Annotated in this window: 14 protein-coding genes and 2 tRNA genes; 6 read left to right on the top strand and 10 right to left on the bottom strand. The window is 70.6% G+C overall.

Annotation, left to right across the window (positions count from 1 at the left end):
- Nucleotides 1-99 precede the first annotated feature (99 nt).
- Nucleotides 100-2,721, bottom strand: coding sequence for a valine--tRNA ligase (locus ACIGW2_RS24575; RefSeq protein WP_399845864.1), 2,622 nt, complete (start codon nt 2,719-2,721; stop codon nt 100-102).
- A gap of 138 nt (nt 2,722-2,859) precedes the next feature.
- Here ACIGW2_RS24575 and ACIGW2_RS24570 point away from each other — a divergent pair, with 138 nt between their 5' ends.
- Entirely contained in the window at nt 2,860-3,840 is a 981-nt protein-coding gene (locus tag ACIGW2_RS24570) for a hypothetical protein (protein WP_391656470.1), read from the top strand.
- A 66-nt stretch (nt 3,841-3,906) separates the two neighbouring features.
- On the opposite strand, the gene clpX is transcribed toward ACIGW2_RS24570, so the two are convergent.
- From clpX to ACIGW2_RS24545, 5 genes are all read right to left on the bottom strand, one after another.
- Nucleotides 3,907-5,190 (bottom strand): ATP-dependent Clp protease ATP-binding subunit ClpX, encoded by a 1,284-nt coding sequence (clpX, locus tag ACIGW2_RS24565; RefSeq protein ID WP_128980430.1) that lies wholly within the window; start codon nt 5,188-5,190, stop codon nt 3,907-3,909.
- A gap of 156 nt (nt 5,191-5,346) precedes the next feature.
- Nucleotides 5,347-6,009: an ATP-dependent Clp protease proteolytic subunit gene (locus ACIGW2_RS24560; RefSeq protein WP_265862391.1), complete on the bottom strand. Its 663-nt coding sequence runs from the start codon at nt 6,007-6,009 to the stop codon at nt 5,347-5,349.
- A gap of 62 nt (nt 6,010-6,071) precedes the next feature.
- Nucleotides 6,072-6,689, bottom strand: a complete 618-nt coding sequence (locus ACIGW2_RS24555) for an ATP-dependent Clp protease proteolytic subunit (protein WP_265862392.1) — start codon at nt 6,687-6,689, stop codon at nt 6,072-6,074.
- A gap of 282 nt (nt 6,690-6,971) precedes the next feature.
- Nucleotides 6,972-8,351: a trigger factor gene (gene tig / locus ACIGW2_RS24550; protein WP_356072111.1), complete on the bottom strand. Its 1,380-nt coding sequence runs from the start codon at nt 8,349-8,351 to the stop codon at nt 6,972-6,974.
- 164 nt (nt 8,352-8,515) lie between these two features.
- Nucleotides 8,516-8,592: transfer RNA gene (locus ACIGW2_RS24545), tRNA-Pro, on the bottom strand.
- Between the two features lie 130 nt (nt 8,593-8,722).
- Between ACIGW2_RS24545 and ACIGW2_RS24540 the strand changes: the two genes are divergently transcribed.
- Nucleotides 8,723-8,793, top strand: a tRNA-Gly gene (locus ACIGW2_RS24540).
- A gap of 163 nt (nt 8,794-8,956) precedes the next feature.
- Entirely contained in the window at nt 8,957-10,519 is a 1,563-nt protein-coding gene (locus ACIGW2_RS24535; RefSeq protein WP_399845860.1) for a hypothetical protein, read from the top strand.
- A gap of 97 nt (nt 10,520-10,616) precedes the next feature.
- Here the strand turns inward: ACIGW2_RS24535 and ACIGW2_RS24530 are convergent, their stop codons facing one another.
- Nucleotides 10,617-10,811 (bottom strand): hypothetical protein, encoded by a 195-nt coding sequence (locus ACIGW2_RS24530; RefSeq protein ID WP_356072106.1) that lies wholly within the window; start codon nt 10,809-10,811, stop codon nt 10,617-10,619.
- A gap of 300 nt (nt 10,812-11,111) precedes the next feature.
- Between ACIGW2_RS24530 and ACIGW2_RS24525 the strand changes: the two genes are divergently transcribed.
- Complete coding sequence (locus tag ACIGW2_RS24525; protein ID WP_391656472.1) at nt 11,112-12,197, top strand: acyltransferase family protein; 1,086 nt, start codon at nt 11,112-11,114, stop codon at nt 12,195-12,197.
- Here ACIGW2_RS24525 and ACIGW2_RS24520 read toward each other — a convergent pair.
- Complete coding sequence (locus ACIGW2_RS24520; RefSeq protein ID WP_399845857.1) at nt 12,178-13,323, bottom strand: PP2C family protein-serine/threonine phosphatase; 1,146 nt, start codon at nt 13,321-13,323, stop codon at nt 12,178-12,180. The two genes, ACIGW2_RS24525 and ACIGW2_RS24520, sit on opposite strands and share 20 nt — an antisense overlap.
- Before the next feature lie 107 nt (nt 13,324-13,430).
- Between ACIGW2_RS24520 and ACIGW2_RS24515 the strand changes: the two genes are divergently transcribed.
- Nucleotides 13,431-14,660, top strand: coding sequence for a GNAT family N-acetyltransferase (locus ACIGW2_RS24515; protein ID WP_391656474.1), 1,230 nt, complete (start codon nt 13,431-13,433; stop codon nt 14,658-14,660).
- 4 nt (nt 14,661-14,664) lie between these two features.
- Here the strand turns inward: ACIGW2_RS24515 and ACIGW2_RS24510 are convergent, their stop codons facing one another.
- Together ACIGW2_RS24510 and ACIGW2_RS24505 are read right to left on the bottom strand one after the other, a co-directional pair.
- Nucleotides 14,665-15,474, bottom strand: coding sequence for an Fpg/Nei family DNA glycosylase (locus tag ACIGW2_RS24510; protein ID WP_391656475.1), 810 nt, complete (start codon nt 15,472-15,474; stop codon nt 14,665-14,667).
- Nucleotides 15,474-15,968 (bottom strand): ribose-5-phosphate isomerase, encoded by a 495-nt coding sequence (locus ACIGW2_RS24505; protein WP_391656476.1) that lies wholly within the window; start codon nt 15,966-15,968, stop codon nt 15,474-15,476. The genes ACIGW2_RS24510 and ACIGW2_RS24505 overlap by 1 nt, the downstream gene beginning before the upstream one ends.
- 216 nt (nt 15,969-16,184) lie before the next feature.
- Between ACIGW2_RS24505 and ACIGW2_RS24500 the strand changes: the two genes are divergently transcribed.
- Complete coding sequence (locus ACIGW2_RS24500) at nt 16,185-17,645, top strand: amino acid permease (protein ID WP_399845853.1); 1,461 nt, start codon at nt 16,185-16,187, stop codon at nt 17,643-17,645.
- Nucleotides 17,646-17,767 lie beyond the last annotated feature (122 nt).

Here is a 17,767-nt window from a genome sequence, read left to right as displayed (position 1 = left end):
ATGAAGCGCCCGACCGGGCCGGCCCACGCGCGAGGGGCCCGGCACCGCGTGTGCGGTGCCGGGCCCCTCGGTGCTGCCCTGGGGATCACCCCGTACGGGTCACGCCTGCGGCAGGCGCTCCAGCTGGGCCTGGATGCGGGCGATGTCCTCCTCCGCCTTGGCCAGACGGGTGCGGATCTTGTCGACCACGTTGTCCGGCGCCTTGGCCAGGAAGGCCTCGTTGCCGAGCTTGCCCTCGGCCTGCGCCTTCTCCTTCTCGGCGGCGGCGAGGTCCTTGGCGAGCCGCTTGCGCTCGGCGGCCACGTCGATCGTGCCCGACAGGTCGAGCGAGACCGTCGCGCCGGCGACCGGCAGGGAGGCGGTGGCGGCGAAGCCCTCGCCCTCCGGCTGGAGGCGCAGCAGCTGCCGGATGGCGGCCTCGTGCGCGACCAGCGCGGTACCGGCGAGTTCGAGGCGGGCGGGGACCTTCTGCGCGTCCTGGAGGCCCTGCTCCTTGCGGAACCGGCGGACCTCGGTGACGAGCCGCTGGACCAGCTCGATCTCCTCCTCGGCCGCCTTGTCGCGGAAGCCGGAGTCCTTCGGCCAGTCGGCGATCACCAGGGACTCGCCGCCCGTCAGGGTGGTCCACAGGGTGTCGGTGACGAACGGGACGATCGGGTGCAGCAGGCGCAGCATGACGTCCAGGACCTCGCCGAGGACCCGGCCGGAGACCTTGGCCTGCTCGCCGCCCGCGAAGAAGGTGGTCTTCGACAGCTCGACGTACCAGGCGAAGACCTCGTCCCACGCGAAGTGGTAGAGCGACTCGCTCAGCTTGGCGAACTGGAAGTCCTCGTAGTACGCGTCGACCTGCGCGACCGTCTCGTTGAGGCGGGACAGGATCCAGCGGTCGGTCGCCGACATCTGCGAGGCGTCCGGCAGCGGGCCCTCGATGGTCGCGCCGTTCATCATCGCGAAGCGGGTCGCGTTCCAGATCTTGTTGGCGAAGTTCCGGGACGCCTGGACCCAGTCCTCGCCGATCGGGACGTCGGCGCCCGGGTTGGCGCCCTTGGCGAGGGTGAAGCGGACGGCGTCGGAGCCGTACGCGTCCATCCAGTCCAGGGGGTCGACCGCGTTCGGGTTCGACTTCGACATCTTCTTGCCGAACTCGTCGCGGACGAGGCCGGTGAGCGCGATCGTCGTGAACGGGACCTGGCCGTCCATCGCGTACAGACCGAACATCATCATCCGGGCGACCCAGAAGAAGATGATGTCGTGGCCGGTGAGCAGGACGTCGGTCGAGTAGAACTTCTCCAGGTCCGGGGTCTTCTCCGGCCAGCCGAGCGTGGAGAACGGCCACAGGCCGGAGGAGAACCAGGTGTCCAGGACGTCCGGGTCCTGGGTCCAGCCCTCGCCGGTCGGCGCCTCGTCGTCGGGTCCGAGGCAGACGACCTCGCCGTTCGGGCCGTACCAGATCGGGATGCGGTGGCCCCACCACAGCTGGCGCGAGATGCACCAGTCGTGCATGTTGTCGACCCAGTCGAAGTAGCGCCGCGACATGTCCTCGGGGTGGATCTTCACGCGGCCGTCGCGGACGGCGTCACCGGCCTGCTGGGCCAGCGGCCCGACCTTGACCCACCACTGCATCGACAGACGCGGCTCGACGGTGGTCTTGCAGCGCGAGCAGTGCCCGACGGAGTGCATGTACGGACGCTTCTCGGCGACGATGCGCCCCTGCTCCTTGAGCGCGCCGACGATCGCCGAGCGGGCCTCGAAGCGGTCCAGGCCGAGGAAGGGGCCGTGAACGGTGATGACGCCGTGCTCGTCCATGACGGACAGCGAGGGCAGGTCGTGGCGCTGGCCGATCGCGAAGTCGTTCGGGTCGTGCGCCGGGGTCACCTTGACGGCGCCGGTGCCGAACTCCGGGTCGACGTGCGTGTCCGCGACGACGGGGATCGTGCGGTCGGTCAGCGGCAGCTTGATCTGCTTGCCGACCAGGTGCTTGTAGCGCTCGTCGTCCGGGTGGACGGCGACGGCGGTGTCGCCGAGCATCGTCTCGGCCCGGGTCGTGGCGACGACCAGGCTCTCCTCGCCCTCGCCGTACCGGATGGAGACCAGCTCGCCGGCGTCCTCCTGGTACTCGACCTCGATGTCGGAGATCGCGGTGAGGCAGCGCGGGCACCAGTTGATGATGCGCTCGGCGCGGTAGATCAGCTCGTCGTCGTAGAGCTTCTTGAAGATGGTCTGGACGGCGCGGGACAGGCCCTCGTCCATGGTGAAGCGCTCGCGCGACCAGTCGACGCCGTCGCCGAGACGGCGCATCTGGCCGAGGATCCGGCCGCCGTACTCCTCCTTCCACTGCCAGACGCGCTCGACGAACTCCTCGCGGCCCAGGTCGTGGCGGGACTTGCCCTCCTCGGCGAGCTGCTGCTCGACCTTGTTCTGGGTGGCGATGCCGGCGTGGTCCATGCCGGGGAGCCACAGGGCCTCGAAGCCCTGCATGCGCTTGCGCCGGACCAGGGCGTCCATCAGCGTGTGCTGGAACGCGTGGCCCAGGTGGAGCGAGCCGGTGACGTTCGGCGGCGGGATGACGATGGTGTACGGGGGCTTCTCGCTCTTCGCGTCGGCCTCGAAGTACCCGCGCTCTACCCAGCGCTCGTACAGCGGCCCCTCTACCTCGGCCGGCGTGTACTGGGTCGGCAATTCGGTGGTGGCTGCTGTCTGCTGCTGAGTGTTCTCGGTCACGGGCCCAGTTTAGGGGTGTCCCGGACGTGTCCTGAAACTCGATTGTTCGGTAACGGTGTGCCCCCCAGCGCTCCGGTGGGGCGGGGCTTCCGACAGGATGTTCGCTACGCATAAACATCCTGTGAGGGGAACCTGTCCATGAGCTACAACCAGCCGGGCCCGTACGGCGGCCAGCCGAACCCCTACGGGCAGCAGCCCGGGCCCTACGGCGGTCAGCCGAACCCCTACGGCCAGCCGCCGGCCCCCCAGCCCGGCTACGGCTACCCGCAGCAGGCCCCCCAGGGCGTCCCGCCGCAGGCCCCGCAGGCCCCGTACGGCTACCCCCAGCAGCCCCAGCAGCCGGGCCCCTACGGCCAGCCGCCCCAGCAGCCCCCGTACGGCGCCCCGCAGGGCCCCGGCGGCTACATGCCCCAGGGCCCGGCCCCGAAGAAGTCCAAGGCCGGCTGGATCGTCGGCGGCATCGCGGTGGTGGCGGCGCTCGGCGTGGGTGCGTACTTCGTGCTGGGCGGGAGCGGCGCGGGGAACGGCGCGGTGAGCGACGACACGAAGGGGTACAAGCTGACGGCCCCGGAGACGGTGGACGCGTACAAGAAGACCTCGGGGGCGTCCAAGCCGCCCACGCTGACCGCCGAGCAGAAGGCCCGCGCCGAGGCGATGGGCGTGAAGAACGCCGCCCAGGTCGTCGGCCAGTACAAGAACGACACGGCGCCGCTCAAGGGCAAGCAGCTCAGCTTCAGCGGTCTGTACGGCGAGATCGCCGACCCGGACAAGACGATCGACGCCTACTTCGCCGGCATCGGGACGAACCCCGACGCCAAGAAGCTGGGCGTGAAGTACGAACTCGTCGGAACCGCCGAGGTCGTGGAGCCGGCCGGCTTCAAGGGCGCCCTGATGAAGTGCCAGAACGTGAAGATGACCCAGGAGAAGCCCTCCAGCAGCGGCGCCCTCGGCCCGAAGTCGCTGGAGGCCCCGACCTGCATCTGGGCCGACTACTCGACCGTCGGCTCGGTCAACCTGATCGACCTGTCGACGATGATGACCGGCGGCGCCCCGCTCCCCCAGTCCGAGGTGGCCGACCTCGCGGCGAAGCTCTACAACACGGCGCGCTCCAAGGCCTGACCCGGCCCACGCACACGAAAGGGGCGCCCCGGTTCTCCGGGGCGCCCCTTTCCTTGTCCTGCCGCGCTACGCGCTCTTCTCGTGGCGGCCGTCGTTCTTCACGATCCGCGGGACCAGCGTCGGATTGACGTTGTCGCGGACCACGTCCGCCGTGATGACCACGCGGGCCACGTCCTTGCGGGACGGGACCTCGTACATCACCGACTGGAGGACCTCCTCCATGATCGCGCGCAGGCCGCGCGCGCCGGTGCCGCGCAGGATGGCCTGGTCGGCGATGGCCTCCAGGGCCGGGCGGTCGAAGTCCAGCTCGACGCCGTCGAGTTCGAAGAGGCGCTGGTACTGCTTCACCAGCGCGTTGCGCGGCTCGACGAGGATCTTGAGCAGGGCCTCGCGGTCCAGGTTGTGGACCGAGGTGATGACGGGGAGACGGCCGATGAACTCGGGGATCATCCCGAACTTCACCAGGTCCTCCGGCATGACCTCCTGGAACTGGTCGCTCGCCTCGATCTCGCGCTTGGAGCGGATGGTCGCCCCGAAGCCGATGCCCTTGGCGCCGGCCCGCGACTCGATGATCTTCTCCAGACCGGCGAAGGCGCCGCCCACGATGAAGAGCACGTTCGTCGTGTCGATCTGGATGAACTCCTGGTGCGGGTGCTTCCGGCCGCCCTGCGGCGGAACGGAGGCCGTGGTGCCCTCCAGGATCTTCAGCAGGGCCTGCTGCACGCCCTCGCCGGAGACGTCGCGCGTGATCGACGGGTTTTCGCTCTTACGGGCGACCTTGTCGATCTCGTCGATGTAGATGATGCCGGTCTCGGCCTTCTTGACGTCGTAGTCCGCGGCCTGGATCAGCTTCAGCAGGATGTTCTCGACGTCCTCGCCCACATAGCCGGCCTCCGTCAGCGCGGTGGCGTCGGCGATGGCGAACGGCACGTTGAGCATCCGGGCCAGGGTCTGCGCCAGGAGCGTCTTGCCGGAGCCGGTCGGACCGAGCAGCAGGATGTTGGACTTCGCCAGTTCGATGGCGTCGTCCCGGCCCTGCGCGCCGCCGTTCTCGCCGGCCTGGACGCGCTTGTAGTGGTTGTACACCGCGACCGAGAGGGCCTTCTTCGCGGGCTCCTGCCCGACGACGTACCCCTCGAGGAACTCGTAGATCTCGCGCGGCTTGGGAAGTTCCTCCCACCGCACTTCGCTCGTCTCCGCGAGCTCTTCCTCGATGATCTCGTTGCAGAGGTCGATGCACTCGTCGCAGATGTACACACCGGGTCCCGCGATGAGCTTCTTCACCTGCTTCTGGCTCTTTCCGCAGAACGAGCACTTGAGCAGATCGCCGCCATCACCGATGCGTGCCACGAGGTGCTTCCCCTTCGCCTGGGAGCGCTTGGTTCAGCGACTCCTGGTGCCTCATATTCGACGGTACCTTGCCGGACCCCCCGTTCGGGCCCCCCTTGGCACGGTTCACATGGATGCGATTCGGCCACACGTGCCGTGCCAAGGGAAAGTCGAGCGTCAGACCGACGCGCCCGCCGTGCTCTTGCGGGTCGAGATGATCTGGTCGATCAGGCCGTACGCGAGGGCGTCCTCGGCGGTCAGGATCTTGTCGCGCTCGATGTCGTCGCGGATCTTCTCGATCGGGGTCGAGGAGTGCTTGGCCAGCATCTCCTCCAGCTGGGTGCGCATGCGCAGGATCTCGTTGGCCGCGATCTCCAGGTCGGAGAGCTGCTCACGGCCGGTGCCGCCGGACGGCTGGTGGATCAGCACGCGCGCGTTCGGCAGGGCCATCCGCTTGCCGGGGGTGCCGGCGGCGAGCAGCACGGCCGCGGCGGAGGCCGCCTGGCCCATGCAGACCGTCTGGATGTCCGGCTTCACGAACTGCATCGTGTCGTAGATGGCCGTCAGGGCGGTGAAGGAGCCGCCGGGGCTGTTGATGTAGATCGAGATGTCGCGGTCCGGGTCCATCGACTCCAGGCACAGCAGCTGCGCCATGACGTCGTTGGCGGAGGCGTCGTCGATCTGCACGCCGAGGAAGATCACGCGCTCCTCGAACAGCTTCGCGTACGGGTCGTACTCGCGCACGCCCTGCGAGGTGCGCTCCACGAAGCGCGGGACGACATAGCGGTTGTCCATCGGCGCGCCGGTGTAGAGGCCGCTCGCGGAGAGGTTGTTCTGCATCTGGGTGTTCACCGTCCTGGTGGCGTTCGGCGGGGGCTGGGCTGGGAGCGGGCTGCCTGGGCTCAGGCGCCCGTGCCGCCGCCGCCCGGGACACCCGCGGCGTGGGTGATGATGTCGTCGATGAGGCCGTACTCCTTGGCCTCCTGCGCGGTGAACCAGCGGTCGCGGTCGCCGTCGCGGATGATCGTCTCGACGGTCTGGCCGGAGTGGTGCGCCGTGATCTCGGCCATGCGCTTCTTGGTGCGCAGCAGGTACTCGGCCTGGATCTTGATGTCCGAGGCCGTGCCGCCGATGCCCGCGGAGCCCTGGTGCATCAGGACGTCGGTGTTCGGGAGCGCGAAGCGCTTGCCGGCGGTGCCGCCGGTGAGCAGGAACTGGCCCATGGAGGCCGCCATGCCCATACCGATCGTCACGACGTCGTTGGGGATGTACTGCATGGTGTCGTAGATGGCCATGCCGGCCGTCACCGAGCCACCGGGGCTGTTGATGTAGAGGAAGATGTCCTTCTCCGGGTCGGCGGCCAGGAGGAGCATCTGCGCGGTGATCTTGTTGGCGATCTCGTCGTCGACCTGCTGGCCGAGGAAGATGATCCGCTCGCCGAGCAGCCGGTTGTAGACATGGTCGCCGAGGCCGCCACCGATGGACGGCTCACCCGCGGCGTAAGGCTTCAGATTCGTCACGTATCCACCTGCTCGTCTCCGACGGCCCCGGGCCGTCTCGCGTCTCGTTCTGAGGGCACTGCCCCCGTATTCATGGACCCTAACGCGCAGGTAGGACAACGCCATCCCGGTTCCCGAACTGTTCGCTGGGAGCGCAAGGTAGTTGGGCGCGCATGAACGGGTCACCACCGGGCCCGGCGGGGGTCCCGGTACGTCCACGGGCCCGGTCGCACAGGGGTGCGTCCGGGCCCGTGGCGCGGGGTCCGGCGGGCGGCCTGGGCCGCCCGCCGATCCTGGTGGGGCTTACTTCTCCTCGGAGACCTCGGCCTCGCCGGTGACGGTCTCGACCGTCTCGGTGGCCTGCTCCTCGTCCTCGTCGGACAGGTCCACCACGTTGCCGTTGGTGTCGACGACCTTGGCGGCCTCGACGACGACCGCGAGGGCCTTGCCGCGGGCGACCTCGCCGACCAGCATCGGCACCTGGCCGCCCTGGACGACGGCCTGGGCGAACTGGTCGGGGGACATGCCGGAGGAGGCGGCGCGGCGCATCAGGTGCTCGGTGAGCTCGTCCTGCTCGACGTTCAGCTTCTCCTTGGAGACGAGCTCGTCGAGGAGGAACTGGGTCTTGATGCCCTTGACCGCCTGCTCCTTGGTCTCGGCCTCGAACTCCTCGACGGTCTTGCCCTGGAACTCCAGGTACTTCTCGAGGGTCAGGCCCATCTGACCGAGCTGGTGGTGCTCCAGGTTGTGCTTGCGGGTGTTGATCTCGTCCTCGAGCAGCTTCTCGGGAACGGGGATCTCCGCGAGCTCCAGGAACTTCTCCAGGACGCGCTCCTGGGCCTGGGTGGCCTGGTCGAACTGCTTCATGTTCTCGAGGCGCTTGCGGCTGTCGGCCTTGAGCTCGTCGAGGGTGTCGAACTCCGAGGCCATCTGCGCGAACTCGTCGTCCAGCTCGGGGAGCTCGCGGGCGGCGACGGCGGTGACCTTGACGGTGACCTCGGCCTCCTTGCCCGCGGCCGAGCCGCCCTTCAGCTCGGAGGTGAAGGTGGCCTCGCCGCCGGCCTCCAGGCCGGTGACGGCGGCGTCGATGCCGTCGAGCAGCTCGCCGGAGCCGATGGTGTACGAGACGCCGTCGGCGATGCCGTCGGGCAGGACCTCGCCGTCGACCTTGGCCTGCAGGTCGATGGTGACGACGTCACCCTCGGCGGCGGCGCGCTCGACCGGCTTCGTGGAGGCGAAGCGCTCGCGCAGCTGCTCCACGGACTTCTCGACGTCCTCGTCGGTGACCTCGACGGCGTCGACCTCGACCTCGATGCCGGAGTAGTCCGGGATCTCGATGGTCGGGCGGACGTCGACCTCGGCGGTGAAGGCCAGCAGCTCGCCGTCCTTCAGCTCCGTGATGTCGACCTCGGGCTGACCCAGCGGGTTGACCTCGGCCTCGTTCACGGCCTCGGTGTAGAACTTCGGGAGCGCGTCGTTGACGGCCTCCTCGAGGACCGCACCGCGGCCGAAGCGCTGGTCGATGACGCGCGCGGGGATCTTGCCCTTGCGGAAGCCCTTGACCGTGACCTGCTGGTTGATCTTCTTGTACGCCGCGTCGAGGCTGTCCTTGAGCTCCTCGAAGGGCACCTCGACAGTGAGCCGAACCCGGGTCGGGTTCAGGGTCTCCACGGCGCTCTTCACGGTTCGGTCTCCTTGGTGGCTGATTCCTGGTTTCCGGCTTCACCGCCAGGGGCGGTTCCGGCCGATCGGCCCGGTCAGAGAGACACACGGGCACGCAGCTTGCATAGTAACCGCAAGCGGCAGGCGCCCCACAACGTGATCTTGGCTGGTCACGTGTTCCTGGCTGGTCGGGGTGGCGGGATTTGAACCCACGGCCTTCCGCTCCCAAAGCGGACGCGCTACCAAGCTGCGCCACACCCCGTCGGTGCGACACGTAGGGTACATGGACGGAGACGGTGCGACGCCCCCGTTTCACCGGGGCGTGCGGGCACCCGCCCGGACCCGCTACGATGGCGTCCGTGCCGCGGGCCCTGGCCTGCGGTGCTCCGTTCGCGGGCGTAGCTCAATGGTAGAGCCCTAGTCTTCCAAACTAGCTACGCGGGTTCGATTCCCGTCGCCCGCTCTGTCCGTGCCGGCCCGGCCCTTCCTCGGTGGAAGGGACCGGGCCGTCGCCGTTTCCGGGCAGGCCGGTTCCCGCCCCCTTCCCCGTAATCCCCGCGCTCCGCGCCGGGCCCGCGCGCTAGCGTCTCGGCCGGGGCGATCAACAGGCTTCAGGGGAGGGAAAGATGAAGGGGACGAAGAGGGGCGCGGCGGTCTCGCTGGCGCTCGCGTCCGCTGCCGTGCTGCTGGGCAGCGGCACGGCGTCGGCCGCCGAGTACCCGTACACGGTGAGCGATCCGTCGGCACAGCCCGGCGGCTGCACCACCGCGGGCGAGCTCGCCTGGGTGGGGAACACGGACGTGAACCTGACGGTGAGGGTCCAGGGGCAGAGCAGCACCGAGGGGCTTCCCGAGGCGCACTTCCGGCTGTGGCGCGAGGGGGCGCCCGAGACTCCCGTGGCCGACGTGACCCTGGGGACGAGCGGGGGCTCGACCGTGACGCTGCGGGTCCCGCGGGAGATGGTGCCGCCGGAGGGCCCGTACTGGTGGCAGGCGCGGGTGGAGAGCGCGAGCGGCGCCTCGGAGTGGACCACGGCGTGCGGCTTCTCGACGGACCACACGCGGCCGGGCACTCCGACGGTGACCTTCCTGGACGCGACGCCGTACCCGAACGCCTCGGATCCGGGCACGGTCCGGACCGTGCGGATCGCGCTGCCGGAGGGGACGGAGGCCTCGTACTTCTGCGTGGATCCGCTGACCCAGCCGGGCGCGTCCTGCGCGGTGGACCGGCGGGTGCCGGTCGGCGCGGACGGCACGGCCACCACGACGTTCGTGACGCCGGAGCAGAGCGGCCCGGCGACCGTGTGGGCGCGCGCGGTGGACCGCGCGGGGAACGTCTCGGACGCGGCGGGCGCCGATTACTGGGTGCGCAGGCCGTTCGTGGAGCCGTTCGGCGACTTCGACAGCGACGGCCGGCCGGATCTGCTCGGGGTGGACGACCGGGGACGCCTGACGCTCGGCGCCGGCCGGGAGGGCGGCGGCTTCGCCGCGCCGGTGGTCGCCGACGAGCGGGACTGGTCGGGCGCCGTGGTGGCCCGGGCGGGCTACCTGCTCAACCGGTACGGGCAGCAGCAGCCCAATGACGTGCGCAACGACCTGCTGGTCCGGCAGGGCGCGAAGCTCTTCGTGTACCCGGGCGACGGGGCGGGCGGCTTCGGCTCTCCCTCGGAGGTCACCGGATACGACTGGTCCGCCGTGACGGCGATCGCCGTCAACCGGACGCCCGAGGGCTTCCTGCCGAAGATCGTCGCGGTGGAGGGCGACCGGCTGCTCGTCTTCGACCTCTACCCGGGCTTCTCCGGGCTGACCGCGATGGAGCCGACGGTGCTGGCGTCGAGCGGCTGGGCCGGGCGGACGATCGTCGCGTCCGACGGGAACTACGGGTACCTCGCGGCCGGTGTGCTCGCCCGGGACCCGGAGGAGGGCTCGCTGGAGTTCGCGGGCGTCGACTACGGCCCGGTCGCGCCGTACGCGCTGGTGCCGCCGGTGACGGTGGCCGACTCGGGGTGGAGCGCGCGGCGGGTGCCGTCGCTGGTCACGGCCGGCGATCTGACCGGTGACGAGGTGAACGACCTGGTCGCCGTCGACCGGCGGGGTGATCTGGTGCTGCACCCCGGGCAGGCGGACGGCACCCTGGGCGCGCCGGTACCGCTCGGCGGTTCGGGCTTCGGGGAGCTCCGGCTGTTCTGAGCCCGGCCGCGCGCCACACGGGGTCGGGGCCCCCGCCGTTCGCGGCGGGGGCTCTTTCGCCCGGTGTCCGCTCCGTCGGCGCCCGCCCCTGGCGGGATCAGAACTTGATGGCGCCGATCGTCTGCGTTATCGAGTCGAGGAAGCGCTGGATGTCGTCGGCCATGCCGGTGGAGGCGAGGAAGAAGCCGAAGAGCACCGCGACGACGGCCGGACCGGCCTTGAGGTTCCCGCCGCGGATCAGCACCACCAGGACGATCGCCAACAGCAACACCACAGACAGCGAAATGGCCACAACTGATCACACCCTCGGTCGGTCCCGCCTTGCCGCCCGGGAGCGCACGTCACAGAACACCCCCGTTGCACCTATCGTGCCACCAACTCCCTGCCCGCTGCGGCCGGGTGACGAATCGTCCCGGCAAGGGGCCGAGGAAAAGAGAGACGAACGGCACACGAGCACAACGGTGCGCCTTTTACCCCGTTTCAGAGGGATGACCTATGAGCCAATGCCTGAATTTGTGGCATTTGGGGGTGATTTGACGACAGTCCGCACGACACTTTTCGCACAGGTGACGCACAGATAGCGTCAACGGCCATGTCATCCCACACCGACCAGGGCCACTCCGTCGGCACGGCCGTCGCGCCCGCCGGGCCCGCGACGCCCCCCGGCGCCCCGGCCGCGTCCCGCCGGGACCCGTACTTCGACAACGCGAAGTATCTGGCCATCCTGCTGGTGGCCGTCGGGCACGTCCTGCCCGTCGTCCTGATCGGGAGCCGGTCCGCCCGGGCCCTGTACGAGTTCATCTACCTGTTCCACATGCCGGTCTTCATCCTCGTCTCCGGCTACCTCTCGCGCAGCTACACCGGGAAGCCCGCCCAGCTCAAGCGGCTGCTGACCGGCGTCGCGCTGCCGTACGTGGTCTTCGAGGTCGTGTACACGCTGCTGACCCGCTGGGTCGAGCCCGGCAGGCCGTTCAGCCTGCTCCAGCCCACGTATCTGATGTGGTTCCTGCTCGCGCTCTTCGCGTGGCGCATCACGGCCCCCTTCTGGTCCGTCGTGCGGTGGCCGGTCGCGGTCTCCCTCGCGATCGCCGCGCTCGCCACGGTGACGCCGGGCCTCGGCGGACAGCTCGAACTCCCCCGGATCCTGCAGTTCCTGCCGTTCTTCGTCATCGGCCTGCGGATGAGGCCCGAGCACTTCGCGTGGCTGCGCCGGACCCCGGTGCGCGTGGCCGCCCTGGCCGTGCTGGCCGTGACGCTGGTGGTCACCTACCGGGTGACCCCGTACGTCCCGCTGAACTGGGTCTACCGCTCCCGCAGCGTCCAGGAGCTGTCCATGGGCCTGCTCCCCGGCGTGTTCTGGGCCGGTGTCCTCTTCCTGCTCACCCTGCTGCTCTGTGCCGCCTTCCTCTCGCTGGTGCCGGGCACGCAACGCTGGTTCACGGTCCTCGGTGCCGGCACCATCTGCGGCTACCTGCTGCACGGCATCGTGATCCGCCTCGGCTCCTACTCCGGGTTCTACGACGGCCTCGAGCAGCTCCAGACCCCGCTGGGCCGAGTGGTCGTGACGGTGGCGATCCTCGTGGTGATGACCCTGCTGTGCACCCCCGTCGTACGGAAGGTCATGAAGCCGGTGACCGAGCCCGAGATGGCCTGGGCGTTCACGAAGAACGGGAGATGAGCAGCAGTGCCCGGTCGTCGTTGACGTCCTTCGCGCAGGCCTCGATGAGGTGCCAGGCCGCGCCCTCGAAGCCGGCGGCGACGTGGCGGTCGGCCTCGCCGGTGAGGCGGTCGATGCCCTCGGCGATGTCGCGGTCGGGGCTCTCGACGAGGCCGTCGGTGAAGAGCATCAGGACGTCGCCGGGGCGCAGGGAGCCCTTGACGGGGTGGAACTCGGCGCCGTCGTAGACGCCGAGCAGCGGGCCCTCGGCGGCCTTCTCCTCCCAGCGGCCGGTGCCCGCGTGCAGCTGGAGCGCGGGGAGGTGGCCGGCGGAGAGGAGTTCGTAGTCGCCGGACTCCAGGTCGAGGACGAGGTGGACGGAGGTGGCGAAGCCCTCGTCCCAGTCCTGCCGGAGCAGATAGGCGTTGGCGGCGGGCAGGAAGCCGTGCGGGGGCAGCGAGCCGAGGAGGCCGCCGAAGGCGCCGGAGAGCAGCAGGGCGCGGGAGCCGGCGTCCATGCCCTTGCCGGAGACGTCGGTGAGGACGACTTCGAGGGTGCGGCCGCCGTTGGTGCGGGCGGCGACGACGAAGTCGCCGGAGAAGGACTGGCCGCCGGCCGGGCGGAGCGCCATCTCGCGGTGCCAGCCGGCCGGCAGGCGGGGCAGCGCGCTCTGCACCCGGATGCGTTCGCGCAGGTCGAAGAGCATGGTGCCGCCGCGCCGCCAGGGCACGCCGACCCGGGCCCGGAACTGGGCGATGAGCAGGCCGAAGAGCCCGCAGGCGGCGACCACCAGGACGGTGCCGGGGGTGACCCGGGCGGGGCCCTCGGTGTAGGGGCCGAGGACGACGGACTCGACGATCAGCGCGCCGGCGGCCGCCGCGTACAGGCCGAGCAGGCTGGCGGGCCGCAGCAGCAGCCCGCCTGCGACGATCGGCAGGACGAGCGCGACCGGCGAGCACCAGACGGGGTTGGTGAGGCTGCCGACGGCGATGGCCGGGACGGTGAGCAGGAGTCCGGCCAGCGCGATCCAGTCGGAGCCGTCGCCGCGGAAGTAGTCGACCCCGCTCCGGCGCAGCACGGTGCGGGCCCGGCGGGCGCGCCTGCGCATCCGGGCCGCGTACGAGTCCACTGCGCCGCGACGTCCCATTGGCCTGGACCCTATCCACCCGCCCGGAGCTCGTGCAGGGGGACCCAGGTGACAAGGCGGCCGAAACCGGGTCGCGTTGGGGCAGCCGGCGCTGATATCGATGGCATATGACGACTGAACTACGGGTGCTCGACCCGGCCGAATGGGACAAGTGGTACGCGGTGCTCGAACTCGCGTTCGGCGGGGTTCCGGAGGCGGACGAGGAGCGCAAGCTCTGGCAGGAGCTCACCGAGCACGAGCGGTCCCTCGGCGCCTGGGACGGCGACCGGTGCGTCGGCACGGCGGGCGCCTTCTCCTTCCGGCTGACCGTGCCCGGCGGGCGGTCCGTGCCGGCGGCCGGCGTGACGATGGTGAGCGTGGCCGGCACCCACCGGCGGCGCGGCATCCTCACCGCGATGATGCGGCGCCAGCTGGAGGACGTACGGAGCTGGGGCGAGCCGCTGGCGGTCCTGACGGCCTCGGAGCCGGTGATCTACGGGCGCTTCGGCTACGGGGCGGCGACCCAGGCGGTGCACGCGACGATCGACACGACCCGGGTGGGCCTGACGGTGCCGGAGGGCACGGACGGGATCACGCTGCGGGTGACGTCGCCGACGGAGGCGCTGGACGCGACCGAGGCGGTGTACGCGGCGCTGGTCCCCGGCCGGCCCGGGATGCTGGAGCGCCGCCCCGGCTGGGAGCGGGTCGCGCTGCTCGACCCGCCGGGCGACCGGGACGGCGCCTCGCCGCGGCTGTGCGTGCTGGCGGAGCGGGACGGGCGGGTCGTCGGCTACGCGCACTACGCGATCAAGCCGAACTGGTCCTTCGCGGGCTCCGACGGCTCGGTCTCGGTGCACCAGCTCGCCGGGCTCGACCCGGTGGCGGAGGCGGCGCTCTGGCGCTTCCTGTGCTCGGTGGACCTGACCGCGCGGGTGCGGGTTTTCAGCCGGCCGGTGGACGACGCCTGGCAGCACCTGGTGACGGACGTCCGGCGCTGCGAGCCGACCCTGCGGGAGATCCTCTTCGTGCGCCTGGTGGAGCTGGGCGCGGCCCTGGAGGCGCGCGCGTACCAGACGCCGGTGGACGTGGTGTTCGAGGTCGCGGACGCCTTCTGCCCCTGGAACGAGGGCCGTTGGCGGCTGACCGCCGACAGGGCGGGCGCCCGGTGCGTCCGCACGGACGACCCGGCGGACCTGGCGCTGAGCGTGCGGGAGCTGGGCGCCGCGTATCTGGGCGGGGTGTCGCTGCTGTCCCTGGCGGCGGCGGGTCGCGTCCGCGAGCTGCGGCCGGGAACCCTGACGGCGGCCTCGGTCGCCTTCGGCTCACCGGTGGCCCCGTGGCTGCCGCACAGCTTCTAGCGGGCTAGCCCTTCTGGCAGCCCGGGCACCAGAAGAGGTTGCGGGCCGCGAGTTCCGCGGTGCGGATCTCGGTGGCGCAGATGTGGCAGGGCTGGTGGGCGCGGCGGTAGACGTAGACCTCGCCGCCGTGGTCGTCGACGCGGGGCGGGCGGCCCATGGCCTCGGGGGTGTGCTCGGGGCGGACCGTGTCGATGCGGTTCAGCCGGACGCCCTCGCGCATCAGCGCCGCCAGGTCGGTCCAGATCGCGTCCCACTCCGGCCGGGTCAGGTCCCGGCCGGCGCGGTACGGGTCGATGCCGTGCCGGAAGAGGACCTCGGCGCGGTAGACGTTGCCGACGCCCGCGACGACCTTCTGGTCCATGAGGAGCGCGGCCACGGTCGTACGGGACCGGGAGACGCGCTTCCAGGCGCGGCCGGGGTCGTCGTCGGGGCGCAGCGGGTCGGGGCCGAGCCGCTCGTGTATCGCCCGCTTCTCGGCGTCGGTGATCAGCGCGCAGGTGGTGGGCCCGCGCAGGTCGACGTACGCCTCGGGGTTGGCGAGCCGCAGCCGGACGGTGTCGGTGGGCGGCGGGGCCGGCGCGTCGCCGAAGCCGACCTTGCCGAAGAGGCCGAGGTGGATATGGACCCACTCCTCGCCGGGGAAGCCGAGGAAGAGGTGCTTGCCGTGGGCCTCGGTGCGCTCCAGGACGGTGCCGTCGAGCAGGGCGGCGGAGTCGGCGAACTTGCCCTGCGGGCTGGAGACGCGCACGGGCCGGCCGCCGAACCGTTCCCGGTAGTCGGCGGCCAGCCGGTGGATGGTGTGCCCTTCGGGCATCAGGCGGTGGGCTCCTGCGGGTGGTGGGCCGGGATGGGCGGGAGCTCGCCGGTGGTCTCGTAGGCGGTGAGCATGTCGATGCGGCGGGTGTGGCGCTCGTCGCCGGAGTACGGGGTGTTCAGGAAGATCTCGACGAACTTCGTCGCCTCTTCCTCGGAGTGCATGCGGGCGCCGACGGCGACGACGTTGGCGTTGTTGTGCTCGCGGCCGAGGGCGGCGGTCTGCTCGCTCCAGGCGAGGGCGGCACGGACGCCCTTGACCTTGTTGGCGGCGATCTGCTCGCCGTTGCCGGAGCCGCCGATCACGATGCCGAGGCTGCCCTGGTCGGCGGCGGTCTTCTCCGCGGCGCGCAGGCAGAACGGCGGGTAGTCGTCCTGGGCGTCGTAGATGTGGGGTCCGCAGTCGACGGGCTCGTGGCCGTGGGCCTTCAGCCATTCGACGAGGTGGTTCTTGAGTTCGTAGCCGGCATGGTCGGAGCCGAGGTAGACGCGCATGTTCCGAGTGTGGCACGGCCGGGAGCGGGTAGCGGTCAGCGGGGTCCGACGCCGGAACGGGCCGCCGCGGGACATCTGTCGTCGACTGGTCTGGACCTTATCTCCCGCATATGTCCTGAATCACGATCCGGAATCATCTCTTCCGTACCCACCGGTCTTTCTGTTTCATGTCCCCAGCTCGCGACCCGAGCGGCCCCCACACCGAAGGAAGCGTTCATGAACACGGAGCCGACCCTGGCGAAGGAAGGCGGAACCACCGGACACCCCGGTGAAAACCAGCCCGCCGACGCCAACGGCCTCAAGGCCGGACTGAAGAACCGCCACCTGTCGATGATCGCCATCGGCGGTGTCATCGGCGCCGGCCTCTTCGTCGGCTCCGGCTCCGGCATCGCCGCCGCCGGCCCCGCCATCCTCCTGTCCTACGCGCTGGTCGGCGCGATGGTCGTCTTCGTGATGCGGATGCTGGGCGAGATGGCCGCCGCCCGCCCCACCTCCGGCTCCTTCTCCGCCTACGCGGACCAGGCGCTCGGCCGCTGGGCCGGCTTCACCATCGGCTGGCTCTACTGGTTCTTCTGGGTGGTCGTGCTGGCCGTCGAGGCCACCGCCGGCGCCAAGATCCTGGAGGGCTGGATCCCGGCCGTCCCGCAGTGGGGCTGGGCGCTCATCGTGATGGTGGTGCTCACCGCCACCAACCTGGCCTCGGTCTCCTCGTACGGCGAGTTCGAGTTCTGGTTCGCGGGCATCAAGGTCGTCGCCATCGGCGCCTTCGTGGTCGTCGGTCTGCTCGCCGTCTTCGGCGTGCTGCCGGGCTCGGACAACCCGGGCGCGGGCTTCGCGCACCTCACCGACACCGGGGGCTTCTTCCCGATGGGCGCGGGCGCGATCCTCACCGGTGTGCTGATGGTCGTCTTCTCCTTCATGGGCAGCGAGATCGTCACCCTCGCCGCCGGCGAGTCGGAGGACCCGCAGAAGGCCGTCACCAAGGCCACCAACAGCGTGATCTGGCGGATCGGCGTCTTCTACCTGGGCTCGATCTTCGTCGTCCTCACCCTGCTGCCGTGGAACGACAAGTCGATCGTCGACAAGGGCTCGTACGTCGCCGCCCTCGACTCCATCGGCATCCCGCACGCCGGCCAGGTCATGAACGTGATCGTGCTGACCGCCGTCCTGTCCTGTCTGAACTCCGGCCTCTACACCGCCTCCCGGATGGCCTTCTCGCTGGGCCAGCGCGGTGACGCCCCGAAGGCCTTCGCCCGCACCAACGCGCGCGGTGTGCCGACGGCGGCCATCCTCGCCTCGGTGGCCTTCGGCTTCGTCGCGGTCTTCTTCAACTACAAGTGGCCCGACACCGTCTTCGCCTTCCTGCTGAACTCCTCCGGCGCGGTGGCGCTCTTCGTCTGGCTGGTCATCTGCGTGACCCAGCTGCGGATGCGCGGGATCATCCTGCGCGAGTCGCCAGAGAAGCTGATCGTGCGGATGTGGCTCTTCCCGTACCTGACCTGGGCCACCATCGCGATGATCACCTTCGTGCTCGGCTACATGGTCTACGACGGCGGCAGCAACCGCGAGCAGGTCGTGCTCTCGCTCCTGGTGGCGGCGCTGGTGCTGGCCATCGGCCTGGTCAAGGACCGGGTCCGCAAGGCCAAGGGGCAGACGGAGCTCGTCGACACGGTCTGACCCCGTCCCCGCGGAACGAAGGGGCCCGCCGGGGGGGGGGGGCCCGCCCCCCCCCCCGGCCCCCCCGGGGGGGGCGGGGGGGCCCCCCGCGCCCCCCCCCCCGCCCCCCCCCCCCCCCCCCG

The sequence above is a fragment of the Streptomyces sp. NPDC053541 genome, from assembly GCF_044544705.1.
Classification (GTDB): Bacteria; Actinomycetota; Actinomycetes; order Streptomycetales; family Streptomycetaceae; genus Streptomyces.
Note: the sequence above shows the minus strand (reverse complement) of the source record. Positions and strands in the feature narration are given on the sequence as shown.

Bases quoted from the DNA above. Each gene is read 5' to 3' on its own strand.
- ACIGW2_RS24515 (WP_391656474.1), top strand. From the start codon at position 13,431: ATGACGACTGAACTACGGGTGCTCGACCCGGCCGAATGGGACAAGTGG.
- ACIGW2_RS24525 (WP_391656472.1), top strand. From the start codon at position 11,112: ATGTCATCCCACACCGACCAGGGCCACTCCGTCGGCACGGCCGTCGCG.
- ACIGW2_RS24560 (WP_265862391.1), bottom strand. From the start codon at position 6,009: ATGCAGAACAACCTCTCCGCGAGCGGCCTCTACACCGGCGCGCCGATG.
- ACIGW2_RS24570 (WP_391656470.1), top strand. From the start codon at position 2,860: ATGAGCTACAACCAGCCGGGCCCGTACGGCGGCCAGCCGAACCCCTAC.
- ACIGW2_RS24520 (WP_399845857.1), bottom strand. From the start codon at position 13,323: ATGGGACGTCGCGGCGCAGTGGACTCGTACGCGGCCCGGATGCGCAGG.
- ACIGW2_RS24500 (WP_399845853.1), top strand. From the start codon at position 16,185: ATGAACACGGAGCCGACCCTGGCGAAGGAAGGCGGAACCACCGGACAC.
- ACIGW2_RS24505 (WP_391656476.1), bottom strand. From the start codon at position 15,968: ATGCGCGTCTACCTCGGCTCCGACCATGCCGGCTACGAACTCAAGAAC.
- ACIGW2_RS24535 (WP_399845860.1), top strand. From the start codon at position 8,957: ATGAAGGGGACGAAGAGGGGCGCGGCGGTCTCGCTGGCGCTCGCGTCC.
- ACIGW2_RS24510 (WP_391656475.1), bottom strand. From the start codon at position 15,474: ATGCCCGAAGGGCACACCATCCACCGGCTGGCCGCCGACTACCGGGAA.